This is a genomic window from Pseudooceanicola algae (genome assembly GCF_003590145.2).
In the GTDB taxonomy this organism is placed as follows: Bacteria; Pseudomonadota; Alphaproteobacteria; order Rhodobacterales; family Rhodobacteraceae; genus Pseudooceanicola; species Pseudooceanicola algae.
Genome location: NZ_CP060436.1, coordinates 970,251 through 988,730, shown reverse-complemented (window position 1 = coordinate 988,730; position 18,480 = coordinate 970,251). Strand labels below are relative to the sequence as shown.

Here is an 18,480-nt window from a genome sequence, read left to right as displayed (position 1 = left end):
CAGTCGTCTCCTTCAGGTATTGTTTTCGGGCGCCGGGTCCATCGGCGCGATGCGCACCAGGGCCGACAGCGCCGCACAGGCCTGACCCAAACGCGACGTACGCCGGTCAGAGGTCAGGACATTTGGATTTCCGTTCAATTCCAGCGCCTTGTGGCTAGATGCTGATCCATCGCGCGAACTGTCGCGCTGAAACCAGGCGCCGGTCGGCATGACCAGCACACCACGCCGCAGCCCGGCATCAAGGCACAGGGTGGCGCGGCATTCGCCCCGGTCGTTGTGCAGCCGGACCACCTGTCCGTCGGCCAGGCCCTGCCGCGCGGCGTCCCCGGGGTGGATGCGCACCGGAGCAGGCCCCCCCGACATGCCCGCCGAGGTCTGCCAAAGCTGGCTGTGCAACTGCTTTTCGGGCTGGTTGGTGACCAGGTGAAACTGGTCGCTCTCGGCGCTGCCGAGCCATTCGTCGGGGGCATGGAAAACCGGATGTCCCGGCTGATCTTCGTAGGCGAAACCGGCGATCCGCTTCGAAAACAGCTCGATCCGCCCTGACGGCGTCGGCAGCATATGCGCCATGGGATCGGCGCGGAAATCGCCCAGAAGCACTTCGGGCTCCGTGGGGGCCGGGACATCCCAGATACCCATCCGTTTCAATTCCTCGAAGTCGGGCACCTCGATGCCCTCGGCCTGCCCCTTGGCGATGGATTGCGACCAAAGGCGGCGCAGCCAGCCGGTCTCATCCAGGCCCTCGTCAAAGGCGGCGCGGCAACCCAGCCTGTCGGCGAGCGCGGTCAGGATATCGCGGTCGTTACGCGCCTGCCCCTGCGGCGGCAAAAGCGGCGCCATGTAGACCACGTGGCGATCCCGCGAGGTGCCGCCGATATCCGCTCGCTCGGCCGTGGTGGTGGCAGGAAAGACGATGTCGGCCCGCTGCGCCGTTGATGTCCACCAGGGGTCATGCACGATCACCGTTTCGGCGCGGGCCCAGGCGGCTTCGACCTTGCCCAGGTCCTGGGCGTGGTGGAAGGGGTTGCCCCCGGCCCAATAGATCATCCGCAGATCGGGCAGCGTGATGTCTCGCCCGTCAAAGGCCAGGGTTTCGCCTGGATGCAGAAGTGCGTCGGCAAAGGCGGCAGCGGGGATCTGCATGCCCCTGTTCGCCAGCCCCGGAAAGGCCGGCACATAGCCGCGTCGCGCATTCGCCCCGACCGACCCCATGGAGCCGTATCCAAAGCTGAACCCGCCGCCCGGCAGACCGATCTGACCGAGCATCGCCGCCAGGGCGATCAGGGCCCAATAGGTCTGTTCCCCGTGCTGGCCGCGTTGCAGCGACCACGACGCCGTCAACATCACCCGACCCGCCCGAATGCGCTGCCAGAGCGCGCGCAGGTCGCTTGCCGGCACATCCGCGATGGCCGCCGCCCAGTCCAGCGTCTTGGGCTGGCCATCCGCCTGCCCGGTCAGATAGGCGGCCAGCCTGTCGTGCCCCACCGTGTAGCGGTCCAGAAATCCGGTATCCGCCCGGCCAGAGGTCAGCGCCTCATGCGCCAGCGCCAGGATGATGGCGGTGTCTGAACCGGGGCGCGGCTGGATCAGCGTGGCTTCCAGCCCCGCCGGCACGTCCTGCGCCAACGGCGAGACCACCGTAAAGCTGCAACCGCGCGCGGCGGCGCGTGCGACCATGTCGGGCAGCGGATGATCCACCGCCCCGCCGGAGGTCACACGCCAGTTCTTCGGGTTGAGCCCGCCGAAGGCCACCACGTGATCGGCATGGGCCGCGATACTGTCCCAGCTTGTTGCGGCATGGGACACCGACGCGACCGAGCCCAGCACATGCGGCAGCAGCGCCGCCGCCGCGCCCCAGGAATAATTGCCGACCTGATCGGTAAATCCCCCGCTGGCTGCCAGGAAACGACGCAGGTTGCTGCGCGCATGATGCAGCCGTCCGGCCGAGGACCAGCCGTAGGACCCGCCGAGGATCGCGGTGGGACCGTGGTTGTCCTGCACGCGGGCAACCTCGCCCGCCGCAAGATCCAGCGCCTCGTCCCAGCCAAGCGGGATCATCTCGTCCCGGCCACGGTCGTCTGACGCGCCCGGCCCGTTTTCCAGCCAGCCGCGCCGCACATGGGGCCGGTCGATGCGCCGGGGCGAATGCACCAGTTCGGGCCAGGCCCCGACCATGTCGGGATCGGCTCCGCCAAGTGGGGTGGCGCGGATCAGCCTGCCCCCCCGAACCTCGGCGCGAAAGGCGCCCCAATGGCCCAGGCTGACCGCCCCGCCGCCATCCTGCGGGGCGACACCTTCCGCCACAGGATCGAGGGCGGGCAGATCACCGGAGCCGGGCATTACTCGGCTGCCATCCGGGGCGCCGAGAGGCCGTACTTCTCGGCCAGACCAAGCTTTTCGAAGGCATCGAGGCCCTTTTGCAAAATCTCGGGCTTGGCCGGTTGCAGCGGCGCACGCAGCGGCCCCGAAGGCAGGCCGACGGCGCGCATCAGGGTCTTCACCGAAACCGGGTTGATTGTCGAATAGGCGAAATGCAGCATCGACAGGTTGTCGAGCCAGGCTTCGCGGCAGGCAAAGGCGTCCTCGCCGGTTTTCCACGGGGTCGAGATCACGGCCATCTCGCGCGGGATGATATTGCCGGTCATGTTTGCGGTGCCATGGCCACCAAGCGCCATGGTCGGGATCACCAGCCCGAGGTTGGGCGAACAGCAGCACATGATCGACATGTCGGGCTTGGCCGCGCAGACCTGAGCAACCTGACCGACGCGGGTGGTGCTTTCCTTCAGGACGACCATGTTGTCATGTTTCGCCAACTTCAGCAGATTGTCCCAGTGCAGGTCGGTCTTGACCCGCGGCGGGTTGTTGTAGAACCCCATGGCAAGGTCGGCGCTGTCCAGCACCTCCATCGCGTAATCGGTGATCGCGTCGTTGTCGGCGCAGATATAGGCCGGTGCCGCCATGATCGCGCCATCCGCGCCTGCGTCGCGCGCAAAGCGGACATAGTCGATGGTGGTCGCCGTGTTGTTGCCGGTAACGCCGTAATACATCAGCATGTTGCCGGGCTTCATCTTGGCGGTTTCGGCGATGATCGCCTTGCGCTCCTCTGGCGACAGCATCGAAACTTCGCCGGTCGAGCCCATGATCAGCACCGCCTCGGTGCCGTTTTCGGCGTGCCAGTTCAGCAGCGTGCGAAAGCCTTCGAAGTCGATGGAGCCGTCTTCGTTCATGGGGGTGACGAGCGCGACGAAAGAGCCGGTGGGTTTGGTATGGGACATGAATTCAGCCTCCGTTGAAGAGTTCGGGAACGAGGAGTTTGGGCAGACCCAGGACGATGTCCGGGATCCAGAATGACAGGATGGCGACGAAAATCGTCAGCAGGCAGATCGGGGCGGCCGCCAGCATGCAGCGTCCCAGTGACGCCCCGCCGATCTGCGAGGCAATCAGCAGGCAGATCCCGTAGGGTGGCGTGATCAGGCCGACGGACAGGATGATGGTGGACAGCACACCCATGTGGACCGGGTCCATGCCGGCCGTGTCGCCAAGCGCCTGGATGATCGGCAAGAAGATCAGCGTGGCCGAAATCGGGTTCAGCACCATGCCGACCAGCAGCAGGAAACCGACCAGCATCAGGATGATGAAGAACGGTGTCTGGGTCACGCCGAGGATGAAATCGACCACGATCTGCGCCGCGCCAAGATAGGCGATCAGCCAGCCGAAGATGCCGGCGCCTGCGACGGTGAACATCGGGATGGCGAAATCGATCACCGCATCCGACAGCAGCTTTGGCAACGCGCGCAGCGGCACGTCACGGTAAACGACCACCGACAGCAGCAACGCCCAGAGCACGGCGGCAATTGCGCCTTCGGTCGGGGTGAAGATGCCGCCGACGATGCCGCCCAGCACGATCACCGGGATCAGCATCGGGGCGACCCCGCGCAGCAGGATACGGCCCATCATCGGAAAACCGGGGAACGGGTTGGCCGGATAGCCGTGCCGCACCGCCAGAACATAGGTGTAGCCCATCATGAACAGGCCAACCAGAAGACCCGGCACGATCCCCCCGACAAACAGCGCTCCGATCGAGACATTGCCGAAGGCGCCGTAGATGATCAGCACGATGGAAGGCGGGATGATCACGCCCAAAGTCGAAGACGCCGCCGTCAGCGCGGCCGCAAAGGGCGCCGGATAGCCTGCCTTCTTCATTGCGGGGATCAGGATCGAGCCGACCGAAGCGGTATCCGCCGCCGCAGACCCCGAAAGACTGGCAAAGACCATCGAGACGAAGACATTCACATGCCCAAGCCCGCCGCGCACGTGACCCACGGTGGCATCCGCCACCTCGAGCAGGCGGGTGGTGATGGATCCGGCATTCAGGATCCGCCCCAGAAGCATGAAGAAGGGCACCGCCAGCAGGGTAAAGCTGTCGATCCCGGCGAACATCTGGTTCACCACTGAAATCAGCGGCAGACCCTGCATCTTGATGACCACGGCCGAGGACAGGATCAGCGCGAAACCGATGTTGACCCGCAGGGCGATCATCACGAAGAAGACCAGGATCAGAACGACAAGGGGGCTCATGCGGCCCCCTTTCCGAAGGGATCACGCACCAGTACCAGTGCCTGTTCAATCAGGAAGACCGCCATCAAGGCGCCGGAAACGGGAAGCGGCAGATAGATCCAGAACCGCGAGATTCCGAGGGACTGGACCTCTCCGCTGGCGCGCATCTGGGCCAGGGTCCAGCCATGCACGCCCAGGATCCAGGCCACGGTGAAACCGGCAAGAAGCGAGATGATCTCGACAAACAGACGCACTTTGGGGCGGTGGGTCGGCAGCATGTCCACCAGGTAATGCGCCCCGGTCCGCAGGCCAAGCGCGGCCCCGACGAAGATGAGCCAGGTGAACAGCAAAAGCGCCATGTCGCTGGTCCAGATCATCGGCGCGTCCAGCAGGTTGCGCGCGGCGACCTGAAGGGCAACGGTGGCGATCATGCCGGCGAAGGCGATCCAGGCAAGGGTTCGGATCACGCCCGAGATCCCGTCGCAAAGACGATGCAACATGTGAGGTCTTTCCAAATGGTATTGCCCCGCCCGGTAGAATTCCGGACAGGGCGAAGGTCTGGGCAATTACTGCTTGAGCAAGGCGTATTCGGTGGCGAGGTCAAGACTCTCGGCCAGTTCGACCTGCAGCGGGGCCAGGACCTCCATGAAGGCCTGCTTGTCGGGCCGGGTCACGGTCACGCCGTGGTCGGTCTGCAGCGTTTCGACCAGAGCCGCGTCATAGCCCTTGGCCTGTTCGACCCCATAGATATTGGCGGAAATGGCAGCCTCTTCGACGATCTGTTGCAGATCTTCGGGCAGCTTGTTCCAGGTGATCTCGGAAATCGAGGTGTGGTTCAGCTGCACGGTATGTTCAGTCAGGGCGAGGTTCGGCGCCACTTCGTAAAGCTTGGAGCCGGTGTATCCGGGCAGCGAGCTTTCCATCGCCTCGGCGACGCCGGTCTGCATGGCGGCGTACAGTTCACCCCAGGCGACGGTGACGGGAAGCATGTCGAAAGCGGCCCAGGTCTTGGAATCCATCGGCGACGGGGGCGTGCGCATCTTCAGCCCGGCAAGATCGGCGGGGCCTTCGATGGGAACGGATTTGGTCGACATGTTGCGGGTGCCCGACCCGCCAAGCGCCAGCAGCTTCATGCCCACGCCGCGATCGGCATAGACCTGTTCGAAATGCGCATGCACATCGGTGCCGGGACCGACGGCGGCAAGCGCCTCGTCCATGCCGCCGAACAGGTAGGGCATGGTAAAGATGCCGAATTCGGGGATCTGCTGGACCGCGTTCGAGGTGGTCGAGATCATGATGTCGATGGTGCCAAAGGCCATCTCGCCGATCACTGCCGGGTCCTGCCCCAACTGGCCGCTGTCAAAGATGCGAACCTCGACCCGACCGTCAGAGGCTTCTTCGATCTCGGCCTTCATGGCTTCGGCCATGTCGTTGTAGGGGTGCGGCGATTTCACCAGCGTGTGGATGCGCAGCGTGTATTCGGACGCGGCAAAGGCCGGCCCGGCGGCAGTCATGGTTGCAAGGGCAGCACCGGCTGCAAGGATCGTGCGTCTTGAGATCTTCATGGTCATTTCCCTGTCGTGAAGTTTGTTATGTGATTGACGAAGAGGTTTTCCTGACCGGATCATAATTTCAAATACAAAATTTGGCGGCAGTCATGCAATTTTGTTATGTAACTGCTGCCCGAAGCGGTCTTCACTGGCGATGATCTTCTGGACGGAATCGAAAAAAGCCGTTGCAGCACGGGACATTGGCATGCCTGCGGGCTTGATGATCTGGTAATCGAAGGGGATTTTCGGCGTGAAGGGCACGACCTGCACCCGGTCGCCCAAAATGCCCGGCGTGATCGGATCGACCACCGCAATGCCTACGCCAAGGGCAGCCAGGCTGCAGGCGGAATAGCTGGGCTGGGTTTCAGCGACGATCTTGGGGGCGATCCCGGCTTCGGCGAAGCAGCGCATGAGGTAGCTGTAGGTCAGGGTGCGGAAATTCAGCGCCACCATCGGTTCGCCCTGCAGGTCTTCGGGCGTGATCGCCGCGCGCGTCCGCAACGGATGATCCGGCGACATCACGCAGACGCAATTGGTGCGATAAGCGGCCAGGATCTCGACATCCCCACGTCCTGGGTCTGTCTGCGCAATACCGATATCGATCTGGCGCGAGGCCAGAAGATCGAGGATCCGCGCCGATGTGTGCACATCGTGGTTCACGTCGATGCCCGAATGGCCGTCGACGATCTGCTTCAGCGCCCGTGGCAGGATCTCGAAAGACACCATGGGCATCGAGGCCACCCGGCAGACCGCCCGGTTCAGCATCCGGATTTCTTCCGCAACCTGGCTCAGGCGGTCGAGACCGTAGAACATCCGCTCGACTTCCTGATAGAACTCATAGGCCTCGCGGGTGGGAATGGCCTTGCCCCCCGGCCTGTGCAGCAGTGGAAAGCCGATGTCGGCCTCAAGGTCGGCAATCAACCGGCTGACCGCCGGTTGCGACACGCTGAGCGCGCGCGAGGCTTCGGTGATCGTGCCATGCTGCATGACCATCCGAAAGGCGGTAAGCTGTTTGGGGTTCATGGACCCTCCGGGACTTGCGAACCGCGCCGCCCCCTGCCGCGCGCTGCACCGCAGACTGCGGCCAACCGCGCGCCGTGAACAGCCCCGGATCGGACAAAGGCCGGATTGCCGGTCTGTTGGGCACGCCTCCTGTGGGCGAAGAAGGCCTCGGTTTGAACGCCATGTGTAAAATCATACCACGATATACCGATTTCCGGGTCAGAAATCACATCGTGACGCCCAAAGGATGGAAAATCGGAAAAACCTTTGCGCGCGCCCTGCCCTATCCTGTCCGCGAACCGCTACAGGAGCCCGCAATGACCACCGCCACCGCCCAGGACCTGCTTGATACCTTTCGTGCCGCGCTGCCCAAGGGGGCCGACATGGCCACCGGCCTGATCGGCAAGGACGCCGGTTTCGACGGCCCCTTCGGGCACAAGACACTGGTCTATGCCGATTACGTCGCCTCGGGGCGGGCCCTGATGCCGGTCGAACAGTTCATGCTGGAACAGGTCCTGCCCTTCTATGCCAACAGCCATACCGAAGCCTCGCATTGCGGCGGTTTCATGACCCGGTTGCGCAACGCCGCGCGGCAGACCATTGCCGCCCATTGCGGCGCGGATGACCAACATGCGGTGATCTTTGCCGGTGCCGGGGCCACGGCGGGGATCAACCGATTGGTGCGCCTGCTGGGGGCGGATCAAGGCCGGGTCAAGGTGATCCTCGGGCCATATGAGCATCATTCCAACATCCTGCCCTGGCGGGAAAGCGGTGCCGAGGTGGTCATGCTGCCTGAAGCCCCCGAAGGCGGGCCGGATATTGACGCACTTGAGGCTGAGCTGGCCTCGGGCGCAGGGCATGACCGGGTGATCTGCGCCTTTTCCGCCGCGTCCAACGTGACCGGCATCATCGCCGATGTCGAAGGGCTGACACGCCGGGTCAAGGCCGCGGGCGCACTGATGGTCTGGGACTACGCAGGCGGCGCGCCCTATCTGCCGATGCAGATGCAGCCTGGTCCGGACGCGGGAATCGATGCGCTGGTCTTTTCGCCGCACAAGTTCATCGGCGGGCCCGGCGCCTCGGGCGTGCTGGTGATGCGGCGCGATGCCCCTGTCATCGACCGTCCCAGTCTGCCCGGTGGCGGCACGGTGCGCTTTGTCTCGGCCGAGGCGCATGATTACACCGACAGCCTCGAACACCGCGAAGAGGCCGGGACGCCCAATGTCGTCGGCGACATCCGCGCCGCCCTTGCCGTCATCGTGAAAGAGGAAATCGGCGCGACCTTCCTTGGGCAACGCAACCGCGACCTTGCCCACCGGGGGCTGACCGCCCTGCAGGACACCCCCATGATCGCGCTTCTGGGTCCGGACGCCGAAACCGGCCCGGACCGCCTGCCCATCCTGTCCTTCTGCCTGCGCCATCCCGAGGGCGGCCATGTGCACCAACAACTGGCCACCCGATTGCTGAGCGACCGCTACGGCATTCAGGCCCGGGGCGGCTGTGCCTGCGCCGGTCCCTATGTCCTGCGTCTGCTGGGGCTGGAAGGCGCCGCCGCCGGTTTGCGCACCGCAATCCTGTCGGGCAGAGAACTGGAAAAGCCCGGCTTCGTGCGTCTGAACCTGTCGGTGCTGATGAGCGACGCGGAAGTCGATTACCTCCTCGACAGCCTGCGCGCCCTGGCCAAAGAGGCGCCCGAGTTCATCGACATCTATGACGCCGACCCCAAGCGCGCGATCTTTACCGCCACAGCCGCCTGAACACCCCGTTGGCCGGTTCCCGTCCGGGGCCGGCCGGCACACAGGGGTCAGGCGTAGTCCAGCGGCAATTCGGTCGAGGATCGGATCGTCTCCATCGCGAACATGGAAGAGACATCGTAGATGTCCACCCGCTCGATCAGTTTCTGATAGATCGCGTCATAGGTCGCAATATCGGGCACCACGGCGCGCAGCATGTAATCGACATCGCCCGCCAGACGGAAGACATCGACGATCTCGGGGATTTCCTCGACCGCGCGGACAAAGCTGCGGGCCCATTCGCGGGTGTGCTGGTTGGTGCGGATCGCCATGAAGACCGAGACCCCGACATTCAGCTTGGCTTCATCCAGCAGAGCCACGCGTTTCTTGACGTAGCCTTCTTCTTCCAGCTTGCGGATCCGGCGCCAACAGGGGGTGGAGCTAAGCCCGACGCGGTCGGAAATTTCGGCAACCGACAGGCTGGAATCGCCCTGAAGCAAGGCAAGGATCTTGCGGTCGTGGGAATCGAGCATCCGGGCCTCCTACGGGAAATGAATTGCGCGATAAGACTGCCCGAGAGGATTAAATATCGCAATCCCTGGAATCTGTGCAAATTTTCCCACTAAAACGCGGCATCCGACACCATCCCATACCCCTGCTTCAGGTGACACGCCAAAACCATCGTCACCGCCCCCGCAAAGGGCGCGATCAGCATCGGGATTGGTCTTGGGGGATAGTGGCGGACAGACAGGGATTCGAACCCTGGAGACGGTCTCCCGCCTACACACTTTCCAGGCGTGCGCCTTCGACCACTCGGCCACCTGTCCGTGACGCGTTCTTTAGCCTTACCGCATGGGGGAGTTCAAGGGCCTTGAGACAGAAAACTTGTCCTCAAAGCCCGGATTTTTCGCCGCGGCAAAGCAGGGCGGTAGCTGCCCGAAGGTCAGCCCCTGAAACGCCGCGAAAACGCCCCTGCCCGCTGCGCTGAGGACGGTCAGGGACGCCGATCAATCGGCGTCCGGGTCGCCGCCCTCCATATCGTCTGCGGTGATCGCAGAGGCCGCTGCGGCCGGATCCTGGGTCCCGGCCGCCTTGGGCGTTGATGGCGACGGCGCGGTGCGCGGTTGCAGGGTCTCGGGGTTGCGAAGCCAGACGTCGCGCTGTGCGAAGGGAATCTCGAGGCCCTCTTCGGCAAAGCGTTCGGCGATGCGGTGATTGACCTCGGTCTGGACGATCAGCACCTGGGTCACGTCGCGCAGGATCATGCGGATCTCGAAATCCAGAGAATCCGCGCCGAACCCCATGAAGATAACGCCCGGCGGCGGGCTCATCACCACGATGGGGTGGCTTTCGGCGATCTCCTGCAGGACCGATTGCACATGGCGCGTGTCCGACCCATAGGCGACCCCGACCTTGACGATCAGCCGCCCGATCAGGTTGCCGCGCGTCCAGTTGGTCACCTGACCGGAAATAAGGTCCGCATTGGGCACGATCACGTCCGTACGATCGAAGGTTTCGATTCGCGTTGCGCGCACGGAGATCGACCGCACGAAGCCCATCTGGCCGCCGACCTCGATCCAGTCCCCTTCCGAGACCGGGCGTTCGATCAACAGGATGATCCCGGAGACGAAGTTCGACACGATGGTCTGCAGGCCGAAACCGACCCCGACCGACAGCGCACCGGCAACGATGGCAAGCGAGCTGAGGTCGATGCCCGCGGTGGTGATCGCCACCAGTGCCGCAAGGAAGATACCGACATAGCCAAGCCCCGAGACAACGGCGTTCTGCCCCCCGATATCCAGCCTGGTCTTGGGCAGGACAGATGTCTTCAGCGCCCCCTGCACCGCGCGGGTGGCCCCGTAACCGACCACGAAGACCAGCAACAGGATCATGAAGCTTTCCGGGGAAATCATCGTATCCCCAATGGCAAAGCCATGCATGAAGCGCGACCAGAGCTCGGCCAGATCGGTGCCGCGCGCGCCCCAGATAAGCGCGAACAGCGGCAGCGACAGCAGCGTCAGCAGGAAGCCGATCAGCACCGGGGCCAGGGCGTCGCGGGCGCCGTCCCGGTTATGGGTCAGCAGGATGTAGACCTCGGTCACCAGCCGCTGAAGGATCACCAGCGTGGCGATCAGCTCAAGCGAGATGCCCGTCTGGATGGTCATCGTCTCGCCCATGCGGAAATAGCCGATGGCGGCCAATGAGGGCCCGAGCACGGCGAGGATGGCCACAACCCGCGCCAGGAAGGCGGTCATCTGGTTGCGGAACCCCGCCTCGCCTTCGCCATGATCGGCGCGCGCCCGCAGGCGGATGAACCGCGAGATCCGCAGCAGGAACAGCCCCATCACCACGAGGATGGGGAAGTTCAGCACATTGTGGGTCGCGTCGCTCCAGTCGGCGTTGCTTTCGGCGGCTTGCAGCAACAGGCTCAGCCCGAGGAGCAGACCGAAGATCAGCGTATAGATGCGACCCTCGCGGCGCTGATTGGCGGTCAGGACCTCGGCGGCGGCCTCGTTTTCAGAGGCCGGAAAACTGTAGTTGCCGATCCAGCGCGCAAGGTAGACCGCAAGCCCGGCCATCGGCAGGATAACGGCCAGGGTTTCACCGGGCAGGCCGAACAGGGTGCTGCTGGCGGCGGCAAAGGCCACCAGGCTGAGGCCCGCGACCGGCACGATGATCTGGCAAAGCGAGACGACGAAGCGCAGCAACCAGCGCTGCGCAGAGCGGTCATCGCCGATGAACCGGTTGGCCAGCCGTTCCAGCCAGTGCACGCCGCGCACCACCAGCAGGAAGGCAACGGCCAGCACGGCCGCGATGACCGGCAGGTTTTCCCGGAAGGTCTGGCGGCTGGTCGGGTCGTTCCAGCTGGCCGCGACATTGCTGCCCATGGTGGTAAAGACCTTGGCCAGATCCGCCATAGCCGTCGGCCAGATCGTCGGGATCAGCGGCGATGAGCTTACCTCAAGCAGGGCGTTGGTCTGACGGCTGCGCAACCGGCTGTCGATGGCGCTGATCAGCGAATCCGCTTCGGCATAATCAAGCTCTGCCTGACGCACCGGGGTCTGCAAGGTATCCAGCCGCTCGGTCAGCGTGGCGCGCTGTTCGGTCACCGACTCGGCTTCGGCAGGCTCGCCCTCGGCCGGGGCGGTCCCAAGCGTATCAAGCTGCGCCTGAACCGTCTGGATCTCGGTGGAATTGGCCGATCGCTGATCCTGGAAGCGTTGCCGCCAATCGGCGACCTCGGCCCGCAGGGCGTTCAGTTCGGCATCCGTGGCGACATCGGCATTCAGCGTTTCCTGCGCCGTTTCGGCCAGAACATTCCATTCCGCGAAATCCGCATCGCTGAGAAGGGCATTCGTCCCCGTGCCGCTATCCTGCGCCTGCGCCGCCATGGGCGCGGCCAGCAGGAACAGGCACAGCAAAAGCGAAAGCGCGAAGGCAAGGCCGCCGCTCAGGCGCCCAAGCAGCCTCTGCGCTGTCCCGCCGGCAGAACGCCCCGGCAAGATCTGTTTCGCTGTCGTCTCGGTCGTTGCGGTCTGGTTCATCAGCAACCCGGCCTCCTGCTATTCGCTGAAGACTCCCGGTATGGAACGCGGAGCCTGCCGCAGCCAGCCCGGCGTCGGAAGCCCCTTCTCCTTCAGGAAGTCAGGATTGAACAACTTAGACTGATATCGCGTGCCGTAGTCACAAAGCACGGTGACAATCGTGTGACCCGGGCCCATTTCGCGCGCCATGCGCACCGCGCCGGCGACGTTGATGCCCGAAGATCCGCCAAGGCAAAGCCCCTCTTCTGACAGCAAATCAAAGACATAGGGCAAGGCTTCCTCGTCGGGCACCTGATAGGCGAAGTCCGGCGTAAAGCCTTCGAGGTTCGCGGTAATCCGCGCCTGCCCGATGCCTTCTGCGATCGAGGAGCCCTCGGAGGCCAGTTCCCCGGTCTTGTAATAGGAATAAAGCGCGGCGCCCATGGGATCGGCCAGACCGATCTTGACCCCCCTCGGCTGCAAGGACATGGCGACCCCGGCCAGCGTCCCGCCCGAACCGACCGAGCAGACAAACCCGTCGACGCCCCCGGCGGTCTGGTCCCAGATCTCGGGGCCGGTGGTTTCGATATGGGCCTGACGGTTGGCGGTATTGTCGAACTGGTTGGCCCAGATGACGCCGTTTTCCTCGGTCCGGGACAATTGCTCGGCCAGACGCTCGGAATAGCGCACGAAGTTGTTGGGGTTGCGATAGGGGGCGGCAGGCACCTGAACAAGATCCGCACCGGCAAGGCGCAGCATGTCCTTCTTTTCCTGGCTCTGGGTCTCGGGGATGACGATGACGGTCCTGAACCCCATCGAGGCCCCGACCAGCGCCAGACCGATCCCGGTGTTCCCGGCGGTGCCTTCGACGATGGTGCCGCCGGGCTTCAGATCCCCGCGCCGCACCGCGTCCTGGATGATGAAAAGCGCCGCCCGGTCCTTGACCGACTGGCCGGGATTCAGGAACTCGGCCTTGCCGAGAATGGTGCAGCCGGTCTCTTCGCTGGCGCGGCGCAGCTTGATCAGCGGCGTATGGCCAATGGCGCTGGCCAGGTCCTGGGCGATGTACATCGGGTCATCCTTCCAATCGGTTGTTGCCCCTCATGTATCCGCCGCCCGAAGGTAACTCAAGCAGCGCCCCGCAATTGGGAACGCTTGCCCGATAGCCAGATCAGCGCAAGGATAAGCGGCGCGTTCTGCGCCTCGCCAGAGGACAGCAGTTCCATGGCCGCATCATATGACAGGACATGGGTCCGGATATCCTCGGCCTCTTCCTTCATGCCGAAGGTTCCGGTGATCTCGTCCGGCAGATCGCAGATACCGAGGTAGCAGTGGAAGTATTCAGTCATGCAGCCCGGCGAGGGATAGCAGGACGCGATGTGCAGCAGGTCGCGCAGCTCCAGCCCGGCCTCTTCCAGCGCCTCGCGCCGCGCGCAGGTTTCCGGGGTTTCGCCGGGATCGACGCGGCCCGCGACCGGTTCCAGCATCCAGGGCAGATTCTCTCCCCGCGCGTAAGGTCCCATGCGGAATTGTTCGACCAGCAGGACCCGGTCGCGCACCGGATCATAGGGCAGCAGGATGGCGGCATCGGGGGCAAGGAAGACCTCGCGCCGGACCTCTTCGGACATGCCCCCGGCAAAGGTGCGGTGGCGCAACTGGAAGGTCCGGGTAAAGAAGTACCCGGCGTGTTCATCGCGGCGCGACAGGAATTCGATCTGCGGATCGGGCGGCCCCATGCCGACCTTATGCGGCGGAGAGGCGCTTTCGGCCCGCAGACGCGCAAAGGCCCGCGCCTCGATCTGGGGCACGCGGAACCGCAGGTCCGCGCCGTCGAAGCGCCCCCAAAGCCGCATGATCTCCTGCGCGGCAAAGATATCCGCGCGTGCCCGTCTGGCGACCCAATGCGCCAGGCTCCACTGCCCCGGTTCGACCCGTGCCGGATCGCCGGGCACAAAGACCTCGGCCAGAAGGGTTTCACCACCGACTTCCACCTGGCAGGCGCGCAGATGCATGTCGTAGGCGCTTTCGTAATGCGCAATACGGTCGCGCATGTCGGGCTGGATATCCCGGATCACGAAGCCTTCGGCATAGGCCCCCGGCTCCTGCACCAGCACAGGCCAGTCGCCCTCTCCCGAAGGCGCGATGCGAAATCCGTCGCGGCGCGCCGGTTCAAGGTCCGGCAGTACCCCGGCCACCGCTTCCAGAAGCGGGGCGTGGCGCAGGGTTCCGAAGATAAAGAGACTGGTGGACAAAATGCTCTCCTGACAAAAGCCATTCAGGTTGGTTCTAGGCATATCGCCCTCTTCGCGGCCAGACAAGGCAGGCCAGAGCCGTTGGATGACGGGCGCGGGCCTTACGCTTCGGCTGCGTCCTTCATCTCTCCGTAGGCCGCCAGCGCCCTTTCGCGCCCTTCGGCAAGGGTCAGGGATGGCCGGGCCGGAGCATCCCCCGGCGAAAGGTTCCAGGCCCTTGGAATAGCGTCATAAAAGGCCAAAGCCTCGGGGCCCGGATCGCCCTGCCCTTCGGCCAGCCAGCGGCTGCGATAGCTGCCATTGCGATCGAAACGGGTCGCCTGGGTGTCCGGGTTGAAGATGCGGAAATATGGGGCGGCATCGGGGCCGCTGCCCGCCACCCATTGCCAGCCCATGGCGTTGGAGGCCGGGTCCCAGTCGACAAGACACTCCTCGAACCAGGCCTGCCCGATGCGCCAGTGGCAAAGCAGATGCTTGGTCAGGTAGCTTGCCGCGACCATACGGGCACGGTTGTGCATCCGCCCGGTAACGTAAAGTTCGCGCATCGCGGCATCGACGATCTCGACCCCGGTGCGGCCCTGCTTCCAGGCCAGCACGTCGGGCGTGTCGGGGTCTTCGTTCCAGCCGAAATCCTGCCAGCCCTCGCGCCAGTTTTCATCCAGCATTGCGGGGCTGTGATACATCAGGTGATAGGCAAATTCCCGCCAGACGAGTTCCTTCAGAAAGGTCTCGGCGCCGTCCTTGCCCGCGGCCATGGCGCGCTGCCCGGCCTGCCAGCAGGACAGGGGCGAGATTTCCCCAAGGCTCAGGTATTGCGACAGGTCCGAGGTGGCCGCGACGCCGGGAAAATTGCGCTGATCGGCGTAGTCGCCAATCCGGTCGCGGGCAAACAGGGCCAGCGCCTGCTGGGCGGCCTCTTCGCCGGCAGAGACATGCTGCGCGACGACCTCGGCCCCCCGGTTCATCGCGGCGGAAAGCCCCCAGTCGGACAGGGTTTCGCTGTCGGGCCAGGCCCTGGGCGCCGGGATCTCGCTGGGGGCGGCTTGGGTTTCGGGCAGATCCCTCCCTTTAACCGCGCGCCAGAAGGGGCTGTAAACCTTGTAGAAGTCTCCCTTTTGCGTGGCGACTTGCCAGGGTTCAAACAGCAGATGCCCGGCAAAGCTGTGCGCTTCGGTCCCGCGCTTTTTCAGGGCCGCCTTCACGCGGCTGTCCCGTTCGATTGCCTCGGGGTCGTAAAGGCGCTGCCAATGCACCGCCCCCGCGCCGGTTTCCTCGATGACCTCCTCCAGCACCTCACGCGCCGGGCCGGATCGCAGGATCAGACGGTTGCCCGCCGCCTCCAGCCGTTGCGCCAGCGCGGCCAACCCCATCTCGAGCCGGAATTTCGGCGCCGCGCCCAGGGCATCGACCTGCGCGTCGCGGATGAACAGCGCGATGACCGGCCCGCCCCGCGCCACGGCTGCTGACAGCGCGGCATGATCGCTGAGCCGCAGATCGCGTCGAAACCACAGGATGGTGGGGTCTTGCATCGGGTGTCCTTTCCTTGCGGGCCTTGGCTGGGGTTACGCGCGCACCTTGCAACAGGATCAAAAAAACCCTCGGGCGGTTTCACGCGCCCGAGGGAACAGGTCTGACGTCAGTAGATCACTCAGACGCGTCGTTCGGCCATCAAGCCCTTCAGGATGGCCCAGCACATCACCAGAAGCACGATGGTGAAGGGCAAGCCGGTCGAGATCACCATGCTTTGCAGACTGGCAAGCCCACCCGCGGAAAGCAGCAGCACGATGGCCACGGCGCCTTCGAAGATGCACCAGAAGACCCGCTGCGGCACCGGCGCGTCGACCTTGCCGCCCGCCGTGATCGTGTCGATCACCAGCGACCCGGAATCCGACGAGGTGACGAAGAAGACGATCACCAGAACGATGCCGATAAGCGAGGTGATGCCCGAGAGCGGCAGCACATCCAGCATCTTGAACAGCTGCAACGGCAGATCCGCATCCTGCGCAGCGGTATAGCCATCCGCCACCACCTGGTTGATCGCGACGCCGCCGAAGACCGACATCCAGAGCACGCAGACAAGGCTGGGGATCAGCAGCACGCAGATGATGAACTCGCGCACGCTGCGGCCCCGGCTGACGCGGGCGATGAACATGCCGACGAAGGGTGACCAGGAAATCCACCAGGCCCAGTAGAAGGCGGTCCAGCCCTGGGAAAAGTTGACGTCCTCGCGCCCGATCGGATTGGCCAGTGCGGGCAGGTATTCGAAATAGGCCAGCAGGTAATCGACAAAGCCCGTCAGGATCAGCAGCGTCGGCCCGGCGATCAGCACGAAGGCCAGCAGCAGGAAGGCGAGCCCCATGTTGATCTCGGACAGCAGCTTGACCCCGCCATCAAGGCCGCGCAGCACCGAGACCAGTGCAATGGCGGTGATACCGGTGATCAGCAGCACTTCGACCGTATCATTGATCGGCACGCCGAACAGTTCGTTCAGGCCCGCGTTGGCCTGCGTCGCCCCGAAGCCGAGCGATGTTGCCAGACCGAAAAGGGTCGCGAAGACCGCCAGGATGTCGATGCAATGCCCCGGCCAGCCCCAGACACGATCCCCCAGCAGCGGGTAGAAAGCCGAACGGATGGTCAGCGGAAGGCCCTTGTTGTAGCTGAACAGGGCCAGCGCCAACGCCACGATCGCATAGATTGCCCAAGGGTGCAGACCCCAGTGGAAGATCGTCGCGGCCATGCCGAGCCGGATCGCGGCGGCCTCGTCGCCTTCGGCCGCACCAAGCGGCGCCCAGTCGCTGCGGACGCCGTTTTCTGCCGAGATCCCGCCCAGGGAGGACGAAAAGTGGCTCATCGGTTCGGAGACGCCGTAGAACATCAGCCCGATGCCCATGCCGGCGGCGAACAGCATCGCGAACCAGCCCAGATAGGTATAATCCGGCGTCGCATCCGCGCCCCCCAGCCGGACCGAGCCGAGCGGCGACAGGACCAGGCCGATGCAGAAGATCACGAACAGATCTGCCGCGCCGATAAAGAACCAGTCAAAGCTCTTGGTGACCGTGCCGAACAACCAGGTGAACACCGCGCCCGATTGTTCCGGCAGCGCCAGCGTGTAGAATACGAAGGCCACCACGGCGAGACCCGACACCAGGAAGACCGGGTTGTGGATGTCAAAGCCGAAGGGCCCGACCTGACCGTCGATATTGTCCTGACCTATCTCGTATTCGGTGTCGATGATTTCGGCCGCCCCTTCGGGGGCCGGTATGCCGTGATCGGCATTTTCGTCCGTCATCTGAGCTCTCCTGTAATTATGTGCGGGACCGCGCCGCGCACGATCCGATGTTCAATGGCGCCGGTCAGCGCACCAGCATGACCGAGATCCGGGCGTGACTGGCCAGGCGCCCGCCATGGGACGGCCAGACGCGATCGATAAAGCCCGGGGCATGGCTGGCCATGACGGCAAGGTCGGCGCCGCTGTCTTCGGCCGCTTCCAGCAGCGCATGGTCGACGTCGACCGCCACGTCATGGCTGAGCTTGGCAATGGACGAACAGGCAACGCCGTAGCGGGCGCCTTGTTCGTCGGCGAAAGCCTTCAGCTTGTGCCCGTATTCCGCCGGGTTATGTGCCAGCGATCCCGGCAGCGCCGAGGTGACGCCGACATAGATCAGTTCGGCCTTGAACTGCATCGCCAGTGCCCCGGCACAGGTCAGCGCCTTTTCCAGCCTGGCGAGGTGGTCAAGATCCACAGGGACCATGATCTTCGTGAACATTTCGCGCTCCTTCCGTCTTTTCGGTCGACCCTTTTTTCAGTCGGCGAATGCCTGGTCGACCGTTTTGGGGCGGTCGGCCAACGGTGTTCGGGGCA

General features: G+C 64.4%; 14 protein-coding genes and 1 tRNA gene. 1 reads left to right on the top strand and 14 read right to left on the bottom strand.

Annotated elements, in window-relative coordinates; translation table 11 throughout:
• Positions 1 to 12: 12 nt before the first annotated feature.
• The 6 genes from PSAL_RS04705 to PSAL_RS04680 form a co-directional block, all read right to left on the bottom strand.
• Positions 13 to 2,340 (bottom strand): molybdopterin-dependent oxidoreductase, encoded by a 2,328-nt coding sequence (locus PSAL_RS04705; RefSeq protein WP_119840106.1) that lies wholly within the window; start codon positions 2,338 to 2,340, stop codon positions 13 to 15.
• Positions 2,340 to 3,275, bottom strand: coding sequence for a dihydrodipicolinate synthase family protein (locus PSAL_RS04700; protein ID WP_119840105.1), 936 nt, complete (start codon positions 3,273 to 3,275; stop codon positions 2,340 to 2,342). The genes PSAL_RS04705 and PSAL_RS04700 overlap by 1 nt, the downstream gene beginning before the upstream one ends.
• 4 nt (positions 3,276 to 3,279) lie before the next feature.
• A complete protein-coding gene (locus PSAL_RS04695; RefSeq protein ID WP_119840104.1) occupies positions 3,280 to 4,578 on the bottom strand; it encodes a TRAP transporter large permease in 1,299 nt (432 codons plus the stop codon).
• Complete coding sequence (locus tag PSAL_RS04690) at positions 4,575 to 5,057, bottom strand: TRAP transporter small permease (RefSeq protein ID WP_119840103.1); 483 nt, start codon at positions 5,055 to 5,057, stop codon at positions 4,575 to 4,577. The genes PSAL_RS04695 and PSAL_RS04690 overlap by 4 nt, the downstream gene beginning before the upstream one ends.
• A gap of 66 nt (positions 5,058 to 5,123) precedes the next feature.
• Complete coding sequence (locus PSAL_RS04685; RefSeq protein ID WP_196222834.1) at positions 5,124 to 6,122, bottom strand: TRAP transporter substrate-binding protein; 999 nt, start codon at positions 6,120 to 6,122, stop codon at positions 5,124 to 5,126.
• A gap of 90 nt (positions 6,123 to 6,212) precedes the next feature.
• Positions 6,213 to 7,130 (bottom strand): LysR substrate-binding domain-containing protein, encoded by a 918-nt coding sequence (locus PSAL_RS04680; protein ID WP_119840101.1) that lies wholly within the window; start codon positions 7,128 to 7,130, stop codon positions 6,213 to 6,215.
• Positions 7,131 to 7,426: 296 nt separating this feature from the next.
• Here PSAL_RS04680 and PSAL_RS04675 point away from each other — a divergent pair, with 296 nt between their 5' ends.
• Positions 7,427 to 8,866 carry an aminotransferase class V-fold PLP-dependent enzyme gene (locus PSAL_RS04675; RefSeq protein WP_119840100.1) on the top strand — a complete coding sequence of 480 codons (1,440 nt, stop codon included), beginning with the start codon at positions 7,427 to 7,429 and terminating at the stop codon, positions 8,864 to 8,866.
• A gap of 47 nt (positions 8,867 to 8,913) precedes the next feature.
• Here PSAL_RS04675 and PSAL_RS04670 read toward each other — a convergent pair whose 3' ends face one another.
• The 8 genes from PSAL_RS04670 to PSAL_RS04635 all read right to left on the bottom strand — a co-directional run bounded on the left by PSAL_RS04670 (position 8,914) and on the right by PSAL_RS04635 (position 18,385).
• Positions 8,914 to 9,375 (bottom strand): Lrp/AsnC family transcriptional regulator, encoded by a 462-nt coding sequence (locus PSAL_RS04670; RefSeq protein ID WP_119840099.1) that lies wholly within the window; start codon positions 9,373 to 9,375, stop codon positions 8,914 to 8,916.
• A 204-nt stretch (positions 9,376 to 9,579) separates the two neighbouring features.
• Positions 9,580 to 9,669, bottom strand: a tRNA-Ser gene (locus PSAL_RS04665).
• A gap of 180 nt (positions 9,670 to 9,849) precedes the next feature.
• On the bottom strand, positions 9,850 to 12,387 hold the full coding sequence (locus tag PSAL_RS04660; RefSeq protein ID WP_147407649.1) for a DUF3772 domain-containing protein: 2,538 nt from the start codon (positions 12,385 to 12,387) through the stop codon (positions 9,850 to 9,852).
• A gap of 18 nt (positions 12,388 to 12,405) precedes the next feature.
• Positions 12,406 to 13,437: a cysteine synthase A gene (locus PSAL_RS04655; RefSeq protein WP_119840097.1), complete on the bottom strand. Its 1,032-nt coding sequence runs from the start codon at positions 13,435 to 13,437 to the stop codon at positions 12,406 to 12,408.
• A gap of 56 nt (positions 13,438 to 13,493) precedes the next feature.
• Entirely contained in the window at positions 13,494 to 14,618 is a 1,125-nt protein-coding gene (locus tag PSAL_RS04650; RefSeq protein WP_196222833.1) for an NUDIX domain-containing protein, read from the bottom strand.
• Positions 14,619 to 14,719: 101 nt separating this feature from the next.
• Complete coding sequence (locus PSAL_RS04645; protein ID WP_119840095.1) at positions 14,720 to 16,147, bottom strand: cryptochrome/photolyase family protein; 1,428 nt, start codon at positions 16,145 to 16,147, stop codon at positions 14,720 to 14,722.
• A gap of 119 nt (positions 16,148 to 16,266) precedes the next feature.
• Positions 16,267 to 17,907, bottom strand: coding sequence for a BCCT family transporter (locus PSAL_RS04640; RefSeq protein WP_119840094.1), 1,641 nt, complete (start codon positions 17,905 to 17,907; stop codon positions 16,267 to 16,269).
• 64 nt (positions 17,908 to 17,971) lie between these two features.
• The gene (locus PSAL_RS04635) at positions 17,972 to 18,385 is read right to left on the bottom strand and encodes a universal stress protein (RefSeq protein WP_119840093.1); all 414 of its coding nucleotides are present in this window, start codon (positions 18,383 to 18,385) and stop codon (positions 17,972 to 17,974) included.
• Between the last annotated feature and the right edge of the window lie 95 nt (positions 18,386 to 18,480).

Bases quoted from the DNA above. Each gene is read 5' to 3' on its own strand.
- PSAL_RS04705 (WP_119840106.1), bottom strand. From the start codon at position 2,340: ATGCCCGGCTCCGGTGATCTGCCCGCCCTCGATCCTGTGGCGGAAGGT.
- PSAL_RS04700 (WP_119840105.1), bottom strand. From the start codon at position 3,275: ATGTCCCATACCAAACCCACCGGCTCTTTCGTCGCGCTCGTCACCCCC.
- PSAL_RS04695 (WP_119840104.1), bottom strand. From the start codon at position 4,578: ATGAGCCCCCTTGTCGTTCTGATCCTGGTCTTCTTCGTGATGATCGCC.
- PSAL_RS04690 (WP_119840103.1), bottom strand. From the start codon at position 5,057: ATGTTGCATCGTCTTTGCGACGGGATCTCGGGCGTGATCCGAACCCTT.
- PSAL_RS04685 (WP_196222834.1), bottom strand. From the start codon at position 6,122: ATGAAGATCTCAAGACGCACGATCCTTGCAGCCGGTGCTGCCCTTGCA.
- PSAL_RS04680 (WP_119840101.1), bottom strand. From the start codon at position 7,130: ATGAACCCCAAACAGCTTACCGCCTTTCGGATGGTCATGCAGCATGGC.
- PSAL_RS04675 (WP_119840100.1), top strand. From the start codon at position 7,427: ATGACCACCGCCACCGCCCAGGACCTGCTTGATACCTTTCGTGCCGCG.
- PSAL_RS04670 (WP_119840099.1), bottom strand. From the start codon at position 9,375: ATGCTCGATTCCCACGACCGCAAGATCCTTGCCTTGCTTCAGGGCGAT.
- PSAL_RS04660 (WP_147407649.1), bottom strand. From the start codon at position 12,387: ATGAACCAGACCGCAACGACCGAGACGACAGCGAAACAGATCTTGCCG.
- PSAL_RS04655 (WP_119840097.1), bottom strand. From the start codon at position 13,437: ATGTACATCGCCCAGGACCTGGCCAGCGCCATTGGCCATACGCCGCTG.
- PSAL_RS04645 (WP_119840095.1), bottom strand. From the start codon at position 16,147: ATGCAAGACCCCACCATCCTGTGGTTTCGACGCGATCTGCGGCTCAGC.
- PSAL_RS04640 (WP_119840094.1), bottom strand. From the start codon at position 17,907: ATGACGGACGAAAATGCCGATCACGGCATACCGGCCCCCGAAGGGGCG.
- PSAL_RS04635 (WP_119840093.1), bottom strand. From the start codon at position 18,385: ATGTTCACGAAGATCATGGTCCCTGTGGATCTTGACCACCTCGCCAGG.